14 protein-coding genes and 3 pseudogenes are annotated in these 13415 nt (G+C 64.4%); 6 read left to right on the forward strand and 11 right to left on the reverse strand.

The genetic code is table 11. The features are described 5' to 3' along the window. Nucleotides 1–224: 224 nt before the first annotated feature. From rplT to infC, 3 genes and pseudogenes are all read right to left on the reverse strand, one after another. The gene (gene rplT, locus G7067_RS11530; protein ID WP_166324492.1) at nt 225–611 is read right to left on the reverse strand and encodes a 50S ribosomal protein L20; all 387 of its coding nucleotides are present in this window, start codon (nt 609–611) and stop codon (nt 225–227) included. A gap of 46 nt (nt 612–657) precedes the next feature. Beyond that, nucleotides 658–851, reverse strand: a pseudogene (rpmI, locus tag G7067_RS11535) (50S ribosomal protein L35). 69 nt (nt 852–920) lie between these two features. Then, complete coding sequence (gene infC / locus G7067_RS11540) at nt 921–1571, reverse strand: translation initiation factor IF-3 (RefSeq protein WP_166324495.1); 651 nt, start codon at nt 1569–1571, stop codon at nt 921–923. 192 nt (nt 1572–1763) lie between these two features. On the opposite strand from infC, the gene G7067_RS11545 reads away from it, so the two are divergent. Genes G7067_RS11545 through G7067_RS11555 form a run of 3 tightly spaced genes read left to right on the forward strand, consistent with a single transcriptional unit; the run spans nt 1764 to nt 3170 of the window. Further along, entirely contained in the window at nt 1764–2153 is a 390-nt protein-coding gene (locus tag G7067_RS11545; RefSeq protein WP_244301101.1) for a DUF1844 domain-containing protein, read from the forward strand. Then, complete coding sequence (locus tag G7067_RS11550; protein ID WP_166324498.1) at nt 2150–2851, forward strand: AzlC family ABC transporter permease; 702 nt, start codon at nt 2150–2152, stop codon at nt 2849–2851. Before G7067_RS11545 ends, G7067_RS11550 begins: the two co-directional genes overlap by 4 nt. Beyond that, nucleotides 2844–3170, forward strand: coding sequence for a branched-chain amino acid transporter permease (locus tag G7067_RS11555; RefSeq protein ID WP_166324501.1), 327 nt, complete (start codon nt 2844–2846; stop codon nt 3168–3170). The genes G7067_RS11550 and G7067_RS11555 overlap by 8 nt, the downstream gene beginning before the upstream one ends. Here G7067_RS11555 and G7067_RS11560 read toward each other — a convergent pair. From G7067_RS11560 to G7067_RS11585, 6 genes are read right to left on the reverse strand one after another with little or no spacing between them, the layout of a single operon-like run. Next, nucleotides 3157–4059 carry an SseB family protein gene (locus G7067_RS11560; RefSeq protein ID WP_166324504.1) on the reverse strand — a complete coding sequence of 301 codons (903 nt, stop codon included), beginning with the start codon at nt 4057–4059 and terminating at the stop codon, nt 3157–3159. The two genes, G7067_RS11555 and G7067_RS11560, sit on opposite strands and share 14 nt — an antisense overlap. A gap of 39 nt (nt 4060–4098) precedes the next feature. Further along, a complete protein-coding gene (gene priA, locus G7067_RS11565) occupies nt 4099–4845 on the reverse strand; it encodes a bifunctional 1-(5-phosphoribosyl)-5-((5-phosphoribosylamino)methylideneamino)imidazole-4-carboxamide isomerase/phosphoribosylanthranilate isomerase PriA (protein WP_166324507.1) in 747 nt (248 codons plus the stop codon). 42 nt (nt 4846–4887) lie between these two features. Then, nucleotides 4888–5526 (reverse strand): imidazole glycerol phosphate synthase subunit HisH, encoded by a 639-nt coding sequence (gene hisH, locus G7067_RS11570; protein ID WP_166324510.1) that lies wholly within the window; start codon nt 5524–5526, stop codon nt 4888–4890. Then, on the reverse strand, nt 5523–6131 hold the full coding sequence (gene hisB / locus G7067_RS11575) for an imidazoleglycerol-phosphate dehydratase HisB (protein ID WP_166324513.1): 609 nt from the start codon (nt 6129–6131) through the stop codon (nt 5523–5525). Before hisB ends, hisH begins: the two co-directional genes overlap by 4 nt. Before the next feature lie 48 nt (nt 6132–6179). After that, complete coding sequence (locus G7067_RS11580) at nt 6180–7265, reverse strand: histidinol-phosphate transaminase (RefSeq protein WP_244301102.1); 1086 nt, start codon at nt 7263–7265, stop codon at nt 6180–6182. A 34-nt stretch (nt 7266–7299) separates the two neighbouring features. Then, nucleotides 7300–7752: a hypothetical protein gene (locus G7067_RS11585; RefSeq protein WP_244301103.1), complete on the reverse strand. Its 453-nt coding sequence runs from the start codon at nt 7750–7752 to the stop codon at nt 7300–7302. Nucleotides 7753–8044: 292 nt separating this feature from the next. On the opposite strand from G7067_RS11585, the pseudogene lexA reads away from it, so the two are divergent. After that, nucleotides 8045–8708, forward strand: a pseudogene (gene lexA, locus G7067_RS11590) (transcriptional repressor LexA). A gap of 21 nt (nt 8709–8729) precedes the next feature. Here the strand turns inward: lexA and hflX are convergent. Continuing rightward, the gene (hflX, locus tag G7067_RS11595) at nt 8730–10337 is read right to left on the reverse strand and encodes a GTPase HflX (protein WP_166324519.1); all 1608 of its coding nucleotides are present in this window, start codon (nt 10335–10337) and stop codon (nt 8730–8732) included. A 93-nt stretch (nt 10338–10430) separates the two neighbouring features. Here hflX and G7067_RS11600 point away from each other — a divergent pair. Continuing rightward, nucleotides 10431–11029: pseudogene (locus G7067_RS11600) on the forward strand (class I SAM-dependent methyltransferase). 56 nt (nt 11030–11085) lie between these two features. Beyond that, nucleotides 11086–12459, forward strand: coding sequence for a PAS domain-containing protein (locus tag G7067_RS11605; RefSeq protein ID WP_166324522.1), 1374 nt, complete (start codon nt 11086–11088; stop codon nt 12457–12459). 33 nt (nt 12460–12492) lie between these two features. Here the strand turns inward: G7067_RS11605 and dapF are convergent, their stop codons facing one another. Further along, nucleotides 12493–13377, reverse strand: a complete 885-nt coding sequence (dapF, locus tag G7067_RS11610; RefSeq protein WP_166324525.1) for a diaminopimelate epimerase — start codon at nt 13375–13377, stop codon at nt 12493–12495. Nucleotides 13378–13415 lie beyond the last annotated feature (38 nt).

Below are 13415 nucleotides of genomic sequence, written 5' to 3' on the forward strand. Positions count from 1 at the left end.
CTCTCTGCCGCCCCCGCCCCCGTCCCTGTCCCCGCCATCCTTGTCGAGACCATATGTTCTCGCCGAGATGCCATAGAATATGCGCGATTCTGATGGCGGCTCGGCGGGGTGATGGCGGCTCGGCGAGGTGATGGCGGGTCGGCGGGGTGAACACGAGTGCGCGGCAAAACGCACACACCCCCGTCACCAAAACGGTGACGGGGGTGTGTGCGTACGCGAGATGCTTAGGCAGCAGCCTTCGGAGCCGAGGTGTCTGCGGGCAGCGCAGCCTTGGCAACCTCAACCAGCGCGGCGAATGCCTTGGGCTCGTTGGTCGCAAGCTCAGAGAGCATACGACGGTCAACCTCGACACCCGCAAGGCCGAGGCCCTGGATGAAACGGTTGTAGGTCAGGCCGTTCGCACGAGCGCCAGCGTTAATACGCTGGATCCACAGGCGACGGAAATCGCCCTTCTTCTTGCGGCGGTCGTTGTATGCGTACTCGAGCGAGTGAATAACCTGCTCTTTGGCCTTGCGGTACAGACGCGACCGCTGACCACGGTATCCCTCTGCACGCTCAAGGATTACGCGACGCTTCTTATGGGCATTGACGGCCCGCTTGACTCTTGCCATTTCAGTTCTTCCTTACAAAAAAGTCTTGGGTATTGACGGGCCGTGATTAGTGACCGAGGAGCTTCATTGCCTGCTTGGCATCGCCCTTTGAGAGCACCTGCTCGGCGTTCAGGCGGCGCTTACGCTTCGAGGACTTGACCTCAAGGTTGTGGCGCATGCCAGCCTGCTGCTTCATCAGCTTGCCGGTGCCGGTGAGCTTGAAGCGCTTCTTGGCCCTGAGTGGGTCTTCTGCTTGGGCATCGATTTCTCCTTGTTGTGTGCGCGCCTTGCGGCAGCGTTGGGCGCGGTGCTGCGTGGCAGCTTCCGCAGTTATTCGCTCGCTTCGGCCGAAGCGCCTGAATCAGACGCCTTATCGGCCTTGCGGGTGGCTTTTTCTTCAGCTCGGCGAGCGTTCTGCTCAGCCTTTGCTTCAGACTTGTTTTTGAACGGAGCGATGACCATCACCATGTTGCGGCCATCGATCCGGGGCGAGGATTCAACAACCCCGTACTCGTTGATGTCTTCAGCGAACTGCTGCAGGAGACGAACACCCTGCTCAGGGCGCGACTGCTCTCGCCCGCGGAACAGGATCATGGCCTTGACCTTATCGCCCTGGGCCAGGAAGCCAATGGCACGCTTCGTCTTCGTCTCGTAGTCGTGCTTATCGATCTTCAGGCGGAAACGGACCTCTTTGAGGACCGTGTTCGCCTGATTGCGACGGGCATCTTTTGCCTTCTGGGCAGCCTCGTACTTGAACTTGCCGAAGTCCATGATCTTTGCCACGGGCGGCTTCGAGTTCGGGGCAACCTCTACGAGATCAAGATCAGCATCCGCGGCAAGGCGCAGCGCAGTCTCGATTGGCACCACGCCAACCTGCTCGCCGCCGACTCCCACCAGGCGTACTTCGGGGACGCGGATTTTGTCATTCGTGCGGGGCTCGCTGATCTCTGACTCCTCTGATCTCGTATTCGGCTTCTCCATACGGAGAGCGGCGGGAGATCAGGTGCACAGTGCGACCCACACCCTCAAGCTGCCGAATGAACGACGGGGTGCCAACTACCCGGTAACCTTAGAGGCGTTGCCAGGTGGGAGAATCTCCTCTTCCGCATCTCGCCACAACGACGAGAACCTCAGCAAGCTTATCATAAGATCCACGCCGACAGTCAGGACGTCATGAGCACCCAACCCACCGACCATTCCGCCGCTCCCGAAGCGACCCAGCAGCCTGACAGTGTGGATCCTGCGCAGGCGACCCGAGATATCGCGGACGTTGCAGCGGTTGAGGTCATCACGACCGCCTCCGTGCACCTGCTGAGTGCTGCCGCCGTCAAGGTGGGTCTCGCCGACGACCCTGACACCCAGACCGACCTCGACGAGGCCCGCAAGCTCATCAACGCGCTCGCGGGACTCATCACCGCAGCGGCCCCAGATATCAGCGACATGCACGCGCGAAGCCTGCGTGACGGCCTGCGTTCGGTGCAGCTCGCCTTCCGCGAGGCGTCGACGATCCCCGATCCCATCGGCCAGGGACCGGGCGAGAAGTTCACCGGCCCAGTGAATTGAGGCCACAAACCCGCGCGGGCCTCACAGATTCGCTCGGTGTCGGGATCGGGATCTACCCGCTCGGGATCGCGCTGGGTGTCCTCGTCGTGCAAGCTGGACTCCCCTGGTGGCTCGCGCCGGCACTGTCGGTCGGGATCTTCGCCGGTTCGGTCGAGCTTCTCCTCGTCAGCATGCTCGCCGCCACCACCCCGCTCCTCACGATCGCGGTCACGGTGTTCGCCGTGAATTTCAGGCACGTCTTCTACGCCCTGTCGTTTCCGATCCACCGGGTGAGACCCGGGCTCCCCCGCGCATATTCGGTCTACGCGATGATCGACGAAGCCTACGCGACGTATGTGCTGATGCCCGCTGAACAACTGACCTCACGCCGTATCATCACCGGTCAGCTGACGATGCAGGCATACTGGGTGCTCGGCGGGATTACCGGAGTGCTGATTGCTCGATCCCTCCCTCAGCCGATCGAGGGCTTCGAGTTCGCGCTGGTCGCACTCTTTGTGGTGATGACGCTCGACGCGGTGCGCAGCCGGAAGGAACTTCCTTCGGCGCTACTCGCAGGGTTAGCCGCGGCGGTCGCGATCCTCATCACCCCTGAGAATGCGCTTCTCACCGCGCTCGTCGTCTTCACGGTGATGCTCGCCGCAAGATACCTGCTGACGCGCCGGTCAGGATCCGGTGAGAGTGGAGCAGCGGATGCCTGAGACCGGTTATCTCATCGCTGCCGTTGCGGTTGCGGGGCTCATCACGCTCGCGCTCAGGGCCCTGCCGTTCGCGATCTTGAAACCGCTGCGCAAATCCCGCTTCGTGCAGGCGCTGGGCCGATGGATGCCCGCGGGGATCCTGCTCATCCTCGCCGTCGTCATCCTACGGAACGAGATCATGGCGAGCCCGGGCCGACTGTGGGCGGTCGCTGTGGCGACCGCGGTCACCGTGGTGGTGCACCTGCTTGGGAAACGGCGGGCGCTGCTGAGTATCGCGGCCGGCACCACCTGCTACGTCGTGCTCCTCAACGTTCTGTAGCGGTGGCGTGCGGCACGATCCGCATGGAATCAACCCGCTCGGCGATGACCTCGCTCACCGCGAAGCGCTGCTGCAGCGACACGATAACGTCGTCGAGCATGTCACGGGTGACGCTGGCCGCGAGCATCAGGTGTACCTCGGTCTCGGGGTTCAGGAGGCGCCCCTCGGGGTCGCCGGGCATCAGCGCGATCGCTTCGACCCGTTCCTCGCCGCTGAGTGCGGCAGCAAACGCGGCGCGCACCTGTTCATCCGCCCAGGCGGGCTGCACGGGTTCGCCCGTAGCCATTGCCCGCAGCGCGGGCCGGCGCACACCGCACTCGCCCTCCGCTGAGCCTGGATCGATGATGATCAGATCCGTCTCTTCCTGCGCCGCGGCGAGCGCGAGCTGAGGCCCGGGCACCGGGATCGGCCGGGCGCTCGGGTTCCAGCTGCGCATAGCATCGGTCGAACTGAAGACGGGCATCACCCGCCGACCGTCAGGCCCAGCGACCGTCACAATTGAGAGCTCTTGGGTTTTCTCGACCGTCTTTCCCTCGGGAGTCACCCCGATGTCGCCGGCCTCGGTGAGGAGCGGGACGAGCAGACGCGAGGTGGCAAGCGCTTGGATCACGCCGGTGTGGGCCGCGGCAAGCTCGCCGAGCGCGGCGGCCTGGGATCCCGCCTCGGATGACTGAAACCCTGCGGCGGCCGATCGCAATTGCGCGACCGCGATCCGCAGCTGCTCCGGTGTTTCTCCGCTGTCATCAGCGAACGCCGTCTCGTGGTGGTCGAAGGTGCGACCGGCCCACGGGAATCCGGCCGAATCGACCTTGCCGCCCGGGATCAAGCTGTCAGGCACCCCCGTCGTGCGGGGTTTGTCGCCGGTCGAGGGGAGCTTCTTGATAGCCATACGCGTCGTCAGCTTCTGATTCAGTTGGTCGCGGTGAGCTCAGCGCCCGGCCACATCAAGGGCAGCGGGCAGTGTGAACGCTCCATCGTACAGAGCCTTCCCAATGATCGCGCCCTCAACCCCGAGCGGCACGATCTCACGCAGCGCGGCAATATCGTCGAGGTGGGAGATACCACCGGATGCGACCACCGGGCGGTCGGTTCTGGCGCACACCTGGCGCAGCAGATCTACGTTGGGCCCGCGCATCGTGCCGTCTTTCGTGACGTCGGTGACGACGTAACGGGGGCAGCCCGCGTCTTCCAGGCGGTCGAGCACATCCCACAGGTTGCCGCCCTCTTCCGTCCAGCCACGGGCGGCAAGCGTCTCGCCGCGGACATCGAGGCCGACCGCGATCTGCTCGCCATAGCGGGCGATCACGGCGCGGGTCCACTCGGGGTTCTCAAGGGCCGCCGTGCCGAGGTTGACGCGTCGCGCCCCCATCTCGAGCGCCGCCTCGAGGCTCGCATCGTCCCGGATCCCGCCAGAAAACTCGATGTTGACGTGGCTGAACTTCTTGATGATCTTGTGCGCGACGGCGACGTTGCTGCCGCGGCCAAACGCGGCGTCGAGGTCGACCAGGTGGATCCATTCGGCACCCTGCTCGATCCAGTCCGTTGCGGCGTCAAGCGGGCTGCCGTAGCCGGTTTCGGTGCCCGCTTCGCCCTGGGTCAAGCGCACCGCCGTGCCGTTGACCATGTCGATCGCGGGCAGCAGCTGCAATGTGGGGCCCGAGGTGAGCTCGCTCATGGATGTGTTCTCCGTTTCGGGATCGTGGCTTCGGGATCGTGGCTAGAGGGTGTTGAGCCAGTTGCGGAGCAACTGAATTCCAGCCTCGCCTGACTTCTCGGGATGAAACTGGGTGGCGGAAAGGGGACCGTTTTCGACGGCCGCGATGAACGGTTCGCCGTGCTCGGCCCAGGTGACGCGGGGCCTGGTCGCTTCGGTGCGCCCCTCAATGCTCCACTCGGTCGCAGCGTAGCTGTGCACGAAGTAGAAGCGTTCGTCGCCGATTCCCGCAAAAAGGGTGGAGTCTGCGGGCGCCTGCACCGTGTTCCAGCCCATGTGCGGCAGGACGGGCGCTCGCAGCTCACGCACCGTGCCGGGCCACTGCCCGAGCCCCTCGGTCTCGACGCCGCGTTCGACACCGCTCTCAAACATCACCTGCTGACCGACACAGATGCCAAGCACCGGCCGGCCACCCGCGAGCCTGCGATCGATCAGCTCGTCTCCGCGAACGGCGCGGAGCTGCTGCATGACGGCATCGAAAGCGCCGACACCGGGCACCAGCAGCCCGTCCGCACCGGATACCGCGGCGGGTTCGCGGCTGAGTTCAACGTCAGCACCGGCGAGGGCGAGTGCCTTCACCGCGGAGTGGACATTACCCGAACCGTAGTCGAGCACCACCACGCGGGGTCGGCTCTGTGTCACAGGGCACCCTTGGTGGAGGGCACGCCCGTGATGAGCGGGTCGAGCGACTTCGCCTGCCGGAACGCCCGCGCGAACGCCTTAAACTCGGCCTCGGCAATGTGGTGCGGATCCCGACCCTCGATCAGACGCAGGTGCACGGTGAGGCGCGCGTTGAGCGTCAGCGCCTCAAAGAAGTGGCGCACCATCGAACCGGTGTAGTGTCCGCCGATCAGGTGGAACTCGAAACCGGCCGGCTCCCCCGAGTGCACCAGATAGGGGCGCCCGGAAATATCGACGACGGCCTGGGCGAGCGCTTCATCGAGAGGCACGAGGGCGTCGCCGTAGCGCGAGATGCCACGCTTCTCCCCCAGGGCGGCAAGGAGCGCCTGTCCGAGCAGAATGCCGGTGTCTTCGACGGTGTGGTGCACGTCGATGTGAGTGTCTCCCACAGCGTGCACCTCAAGGTCCGTGAGGGAGTGTCGGGCGAACGCGGTCAGCATGTGGTCGAAGAACGGGACTCCGGTTTCGATGCTGGAGGCACCCGTGCCGTCCAGATTGAGGCTCAGCCGGATCTGCGATTCGCTTGTGGAACGTTCAAGCGACGCGGTACGTGTTGCTTCGGTCATGAGGCATATCCTATCGCGAGCCAACCCGCCACGGCTCGCGGGGCCGGGTCACCGTGCGCCGCCGGGGCCGAGGGCAGTGATGGCGTCGATCAGGATCGTCGTCTCGGCCTCGGTGCCTGCGGTGATGCGGAGGTGTCCGTCGATACCGAGGTCTCGGATCAGGATCCCCTGCGCCCGGAGCGCCGAGAACGTCGCTCCGGGGTTCGTGAACCCACCGACGAGAAGAAAGTTTGCGCCGGAGGGATGCACCTCGAAGCCGAGCTCGGTCAGAGCGGCGGCGAGACGATCCCGCTGGGAACGAATGTCGGAGACGGCGGCGAGCATCGTCTCGGAGTGCCGGATCGCGGCGGTGGCCGCCGCCTGGGTGAGCGCGGAGAGATGGTAGGGCAGGCGCACCAGACGAAGCGCGTCGACGACGGCGGCGTCTGCCGCGAGGTAGCCGAGGCGGACGCCCGCGAAAGAGAAAGCCTTGCTCATGGTGCGTGAAACAAGCAGCCGTGGACGCCCCGGGAGGAGCACCACCGCGCTCTCGCGTTCGGCGTCGAACTCCTGATACGCCTCGTCAACGATCAGGATGCCGTCGAAGGCATCGTAGGCCGCGAGGATTACCTCGCGCTCTAGTGGCGTGCCGGTCGGGTTGTTCGGACCGCACAGAATCGCAATGTCTGGCTGGTGCTCCCGCAACGCCGCGACGACACCGTCGGTTGTGAGCGCATAATCCGCGGGGCGGGCGACCGGGATCCACGCGGTGTCTGTGCCCGAGGCGAGGAGCGGGTACATCGAGTAGGTCGGGGTGAAGCTCAACAGCGATCGCCCCGGACCACCGAAAGCTTGCAGAATCTGCTGCAGCACCTCGTTTGAGCCGTTCGCGGCCCAGAGCTGATCGGCCTTCAGGCCATGACCGAGGTACCCGGCGAGCGCTTCCCGGAGTTCCGTGAACTCGCGATCGGGGTAGCGGTTCACGCCGCGGACTGCGGCCGCGAGTGAGGCCACAATGTCAGCAACCACGTCATCAGGGATGGGATGCGTGTTTTCGTTTACGTTCAGACTGACCGGCACCGGATCTTGCGGGGCGCCATAGGGCTGAAGGCCGACAAGGTTATCGCGCAGGGGCAGATCGCTCAAACTGGTCACCCGCATATTCTATGCGGCTACTCCCAGTTCCCAGTTACCGGCTCAGCTCGCTCGCAGAGATCACTCCCTCGTTATCGGAGTAGCGAAGCGGCACCGCGATGGCCTCGCCCGCCTGTACGCCGGAGCCATCGAGCTGATTCAGCTGCACGAGTTCGGCAACGAGATCTCGCGGGTCGGCGGTCGGGTCCAGTTCGGATGCCAAGGACCACAGCGATGCCCCCGGCTGCGCCACAACGTAGTGGAACTGCCGGGCGTCAGAAGCAGAGTCGGAAGCGAGAGCTTGCGGGGCGCCAATCGCCGCAGCCAACGCCAGGGCTGCCGCCACCACAACGGTCGCGAGCGTACCAAACACGAACCGGCCCCGACGGGTCAACCGCAAGCGACCCGAGGATGTTGCAGCCCCGGCGGCCCGCTGTGCGCCCTGACGCGCGGCGGCCTCGTCGCGCGGTGCAAGATCAGCGTTCGAGTCAAGTACGAGTGCGCTCATGATGGATTCCTTTCCAATACGTTCGGTGGAAACTCTCGCTTCTCCGAACATCTGTTTCGAATATATCTTCGATTGTTCGAAAAATCAAGACATTTATCGAAGTTATCTTTCGTCAATTTCCGCGACACTCGAACACATGTTTGCTAGTTTTCGAACGAAGCGACTAAGGTTTCGAACAACGATTTCACTCAACACCGGACCACCGACATTCACGGATAGGCCGCGAATTTCCCCGAAGAACCGCCAATTTCAACCCGTCGGCGAATGCGCCCGGCACCAGGAAAGGACAGCGATGACCACCTCTGCCGCGCCACGCCCCTCAAAGCCCCTCACCGAGAAGCAGCAGGCGATCCTCGAATTCATCGCCCGTTCCGTTGAAAGCCGGGCTACCCGCCGAGCATGAGAGAGATCGGCGACGCCGTCGGCCTGGCCTCACTCTCGAGCGTCACGCACCAACTCAGCCGGCTTGAGCTCGCCGGGTTCATCCGACGCGATCCGAACCGCCCCGCGCCCTCGAGATCCTCGTCGAGCTTGCGGGCACCCGCAGCGCACTCGACGACGCCCAACAGCAGCAACCGGAGGAAACGGCGTTCGTGCCCCTCGTCGGTCAGATCGCCGCGGGCGTGCCCATCACTGCAGATCAGCAGGTCGAAGAGATCGTGCCGCTCCCCCGCCAGCTCGTCGGCGACGGCCAGCTCTTTATGCTGCGCGTGGTGGGCGATTCAATGATCGACGCGGCGATCTGCGATCGCGACTTCGTGGTCATTCGCCAGCAGCGCGAGGCAGAGAACGGCGACATTGTCGCGGCCATGCTCGACGGCGAGGCCACCGTAAAGGTGTTCCGTCGCCGCGATGGGCACACATGGCTCCTCCCCCGCAATAGCGCGTTTGAACCGATCCTGGGCGATCACGCTGAGATCCTGGGCAAGGTCGTGGCGGTCTTCCGCTCGGTCTAGCACCGCTCCCGCGCCGCCTGCTCAGTCGGCGGAGGGTTCCACCAGATACGGTTCCAGCTTCGACAGCATCTCGGCGGTGACATAGGCTCGAACGCGCGTGCCGGCCTCGACATACTCTGTCGCCATCACCCGGTTGCGCTCGTGCATTTCCGCGACAAGCTCGCCGCGATCGTAGGGAATCACCACGGTGACCTCGCGCTCGGGCACGGGAAGAGCTGCCGCCACCCGTCTGTGAAGCTCCTCGATTCCCTCGCCCGTGCGCGCAGAAACGAATACCGCATCCGGGGCCAGGCCGTGCAGCACAAGTCGCTGCGAATCGTCGATCAGGTCCGACTTATTGAAGACAACAAGCTCGGGAATGCCCTGCGCATCGACCTCCGCGATCACCTCGCGGACGGTGCGCAGCTGGGCGACGGGATCCGGGTGCGAACCGTCAACCACGTGCAGGATCACGTCGGCCTCCCCCACCTCTTCAAAGGTGGAGCGGAACGCCTCGACGAGCTGATGCGGGAGATTCCGCACAAAGCCAACCGTGTCCGCGTAGGTAAAGCGGCGCCCATCGTCGGTTTCCGCGTGCCGGATCGCGGTATCGAGCGTTGCGAACAGTTGATTCTGCACCAGTTCCTGGGTGCCGGTCAGCCGGTTCAGCAGACTCGATTTACCAGCGTTGGTGTAGCCCGCGATCGCGACCGAAGGCACTTCACCGCGTTTGCGATTTGCCCGCTTCGCCTCACGCGCTGGTGCGAACCCCTTGATCTGCTTGCGCAGCTTCGCCATTCGGGTGTGGATCTTCCGGCGATCCAGCTCCATCTTCGTCTCGCCCGGGCCGCGGGACCCCATGCCCGCACCAGCAGAACCCACCTGACCACCGGCCTGGCGAGACATCGATTCACCCCAGCCACGCAGCCGCGGAAGCAAGTATTCGAGTTGCGCGAGTTCAACCTGCGCTTTACCCTCGCGGCTCTTCGCGTGCTGGCTGAAAATGTCGAGAATCACGGCGGTGCGGTCGATCACCTTCACCTTGACGACGTCCTCGAGCGCACGGCGCTGACTGGGGGCAAGTTCGGTATCGGCGATCACCGTGTCGGCACCGACGGCGGCAACCAACTCGGCGAGTTCCTGGGCCTTGCCCTTGCCAAGGTAGGTAGCAGGATCCGGGTTCGCGCGGCGCTGCAGCAGGCCGTCAAGCACGACGGCCCCTGCTGTCTCCGCCAGCGCGGACAGCTCACGCAGCGAGTTCTCGGCGTCCTCAGGGGTGCGTTGGGAGTAGATCCCGATGAGCACCACGTTTTCGATACGCAGCTGGCGGTACTCAACCTCGGTGACGTCTTCGAGCTCAGTTGACAGACCAACGACCCGCTTCAGTGAGGCGCGATCCTCTCGCTCCATCCGGATCGCGTCCAGATCCGCCCCGAGATCGACGTCATACTGATCGCCGGACACCCGGTCCAGCGCCTGCGCGCCACTCGTCAGGTCGCGCAGCACCGTTGCCGATCCGGCCTGATCCGCACGCGAAAGCACGCGATCGAGCGGATCCTTCGAGGCCGCCCGCGTCTTCGCCGCGCTATCCGCCCGGCCGCCAAGATCGTCGCCGGGCTGCTCAGCCTCTTCTGAAATATGCTTCGTCATCCGGCCTTCAGTCTACGCACCTCGCCTTGACCTCGCACAGCCTGTTCACTCGTGGCGCAGCAATTCGGGGGCGCATGCTGGGATACTGGGACGGTGAACCAGCATTACTTCTCGGAAGACCCCGCAGGCGAACTGAAACCTCGGGAGATCGAAGTTCTTCTGGCAGGGGCGCCGCGCAAGGTGCTGACCGCCGGGGGCGTATTCAGCCCCGAGCATCTTGACCGCGGCACCGAGGTGCTGCTGCGAAAGCTGCCCTCCCCTGCGGGCACGGGCGCGATCCTCGATATCGGCTGTGGCTGGGGCCGATCGCATTGAGCGCGGCCCTGGAGTCTCCCGAACGGAACGTCTGGGCGATCGACATCAATGCCCGCTCCCGCGAACTCACCAGGCTCAACGCCGAACGCCTCGGCGCGTCGAATATCAAGGTTGCAAGCCCCGATGATGTACCCGCAGAGATCCTGTTCGATGAGATTCGGTCAAACCCGCCGATCCGCGTCGGCAAAGAGGCACTGCACGCGATCCTGCGGCAATGGCTGCCGCGCCTGAACCCCGGCGGCACGGCGCACCTGGTCGTCGCGAAACACCTGGGCGCCGACTCGCTGCAGCGTTGGATCGCCGCGGAGTTTCCGGAGTGCGAGGTCGCACGTATCGCCCGCGACAAGGGATTCCACGTGATCGAGGCACGTCGATAGGATGAGATGGGGATGTCAGTGACACTTCTTTCGAACATCCAGGAGAACACTCGGTTATGTCCGGCCCAACATCGCATCGCACAAACGTCCACGAGGTGGGGATCGAAGACGTGTTCTTCTCCACGACCGATCGGCGTGGAATCATTGAACACGCGAATAGGCTGTTTGTAACGTTCTCCCGGTTTCCCCGTGAGGCGCTCGTCGGATCGCCCCACAACATCATTCGACATCCCGATATGCCAAGCGGCGTATTCAGCGTGATGTGGACCGAACTCTTGGCGGGACGCCCCTTCGCCGGGCACGTCGATAACCTTGCGGCAGACGGCAGCACGTACTCGGTGTACGCCACGGTGACGCCCCTCAGCAACGGTGGATTCTTGTCGGTGCGGATCCGCCCGATGGACAGCAGCCATTCCTCAGCAGCGAGGGATCTCTACCAAACGCTCAACAGCTTCGAGGACGAGCTTCGCAGAGCGGGGCTCGGACGGCGAGGCGTTGCCGCCCGCAGCGCGCAGCGACTCGGCGAGCTTCTCGCGGCAGCGGGATATGACTCATACGCTGCGTTCCAGCGGCAGACCCTGCCCGGCGAAATCGCAAAGTTTGAACGTCGTTCGGAAACCCTCCCCACACGGCCGGAAGCTTCGGGTGACCTCGCGGTGATGCTCTCCACCACGAACCAGGTGGATCGAGCGCTCAGCTCCTGGTCCATGCAGCAGCGGCATCTCGCCACGCTCTCCGAATCGTTGCAGCGCGTCGGTACGGAGCTACAGCGCGACCTCGATGCCACTTCGAAGACGATCGACCGGATCACCGAGATCACTGCGACGGTGCAGGCGCCACCGTCGCTCCTTGAGCCCCTGCGGATCTGGGCACAGATGCAGGGACTCATTCAGGGCTACATCGTCGAGCTCATCCGCGCCCTGCAGGAGCTCGACGAGAACAGCGCAGAGAATCGGTTTCGGGTTGCGCTCGCCAAGCTGCACACGCGGATGATGGCATCCTTTGTTGTGGAACTCATCGATGCGGATACCGTGAGCTCCGCATCGATGCAGGCCGACGCCATTGCGCTGCTCTCTCAGACGCTCCACTCCGGGCTCATCGAAATGGCCGAACACTCACGCGCTCACCGCGAACTCACCGCCAGAACTGTCACATCGATCGAAAAATCAGCGTCGGTGCTGACGATCCCGCGCAAGCTCCTGCTGAGTTGGCAAGCGCAGTCAGCTGCGACGCAACTCTCCCCCGCGATGCGTCAGCTTGCCGGAGAAGTGACCGCTTCGATCACCAAAGTCGGGAGCACGCTCGAAGAGCTCAACCGCATCATTAAGCTGTGCGACACCATCGGCGACGGCGATGATCCCGCCACCCTCCTGCAGCTCATCACGCAGATCGAGGACGCCATTCGGCCGTTTGCCGAGGCGAGCAGCTAGCAACCGAAGCTATTCGTGGAGTCCGGCCAGCCGCTACTCAGACTCCGGAAGCTCGATGGTGCCGCGATAGACAAGTTCGGCTGGGCCGCTCAGCGAGACGTGCTCCCCTTCCTCGGTCGGGAACATGCGCACGGCGACGCGCCCGCCAGGCACATCAACACGCCAGTGGTTCGGCATCCCCTCGCCGCCCCAGTGCCGGAACGCGAGCGCGGCGGCGGCGATCCCGGTGCCGCAGGAGAGCGTTTCGCCAACACCGCGTTCGTGTACCCGCATGCGGATGCGGCCGACACCGTCTTTCACGAGCGGATCTTCCGGCACCACAAATTCGACGTTGGCGCCGTCTGCGGGCGCGGGATCAAGAGCCGGCTGCTGCGTCAGATCGAGGCCTTCGAGCTCGCCCGCGTGCGCGAGCGCGGCGACAACGTGGGGGTTGCCGAGGTCGATCCCGAGCCCGGGCCGCGCCACGTCGAGGCCGCGAGCAGCAACGAGCCGCTCGCCGCTCAGCCGCCAGCGGCCAAGATCAACGGTGTAGCCGCTGACGCCCGCCAAGACGTCTTTCACTCCCGAGCGGGTGCCGATCGGGAGCGTGTCGCGGCGTTCGGGGGCGACGAGTCCTTCGGTGACGAGGTAGTGAGCGTACACCCGCGCCCCGTTGCCGCACATCTCGGCGGGGGTGCCGTCGGCGTTCCAATAGTCCATGAACCATTCGGCGTCTGGTTCTTCGGCGAGACTGGCGGCGCCCTCTTCGATCGCGCGGGATCGCACGGCGCGGATCATCCCGTCTGCGCCGATGCCGAAGTGCCGGTCACACAAGAACCGAATCTGCTCCGGCGTGAGCGTGATTTCACCCTCGGGATCCGTGAAGAGCACAAAATCGTTCCCCGTGCCGTGGCCTTTGGTGAAGGTAAGAGCGGTCATGCTTCTAGTCTATGCTTGCGTCTCGCGTGTGCGGCTGC

This window comes from Leucobacter insecticola, from assembly GCF_011382965.1.
Classification (GTDB): domain Bacteria; phylum Actinomycetota; class Actinomycetes; order Actinomycetales; family Microbacteriaceae; genus Leucobacter; species Leucobacter insecticola.

Bases quoted from the DNA above. Each gene is read 5' to 3' on its own strand.
- rplT (WP_166324492.1), bottom strand. From the start codon at position 611: ATGGCAAGAGTCAAGCGGGCCGTCAATGCCCATAAGAAGCGTCGCGTA.
- infC (WP_166324495.1), bottom strand. From the start codon at position 1,571: ATGGAGAAGCCGAATACGAGATCAGAGGAGTCAGAGATCAGCGAGCCC.
- G7067_RS11545 (WP_244301101.1), top strand. From the start codon at position 1,764: ATGAGCACCCAACCCACCGACCATTCCGCCGCTCCCGAAGCGACCCAG.
- G7067_RS11555 (WP_166324501.1), top strand. From the start codon at position 2,844: ATGCCTGAGACCGGTTATCTCATCGCTGCCGTTGCGGTTGCGGGGCTC.
- G7067_RS11560 (WP_166324504.1), bottom strand. From the start codon at position 4,059: ATGGCTATCAAGAAGCTCCCCTCGACCGGCGACAAACCCCGCACGACG.
- priA (WP_166324507.1), bottom strand. From the start codon at position 4,845: ATGAGCGAGCTCACCTCGGGCCCCACATTGCAGCTGCTGCCCGCGATC.
- hisB (WP_166324513.1), bottom strand. From the start codon at position 6,131: ATGACCGAAGCAACACGTACCGCGTCGCTTGAACGTTCCACAAGCGAA.
- G7067_RS11585 (WP_244301103.1), bottom strand. From the start codon at position 7,752: ATGAGCGCACTCGTACTTGACTCGAACGCTGATCTTGCACCGCGCGAC.
- hflX (WP_166324519.1), bottom strand. From the start codon at position 10,337: ATGACGAAGCATATTTCAGAAGAGGCTGAGCAGCCCGGCGACGATCTT.
- G7067_RS11605 (WP_166324522.1), top strand. From the start codon at position 11,086: ATGTCCGGCCCAACATCGCATCGCACAAACGTCCACGAGGTGGGGATC.
- dapF (WP_166324525.1), bottom strand. From the start codon at position 13,377: ATGACCGCTCTTACCTTCACCAAAGGCCACGGCACGGGGAACGATTTT.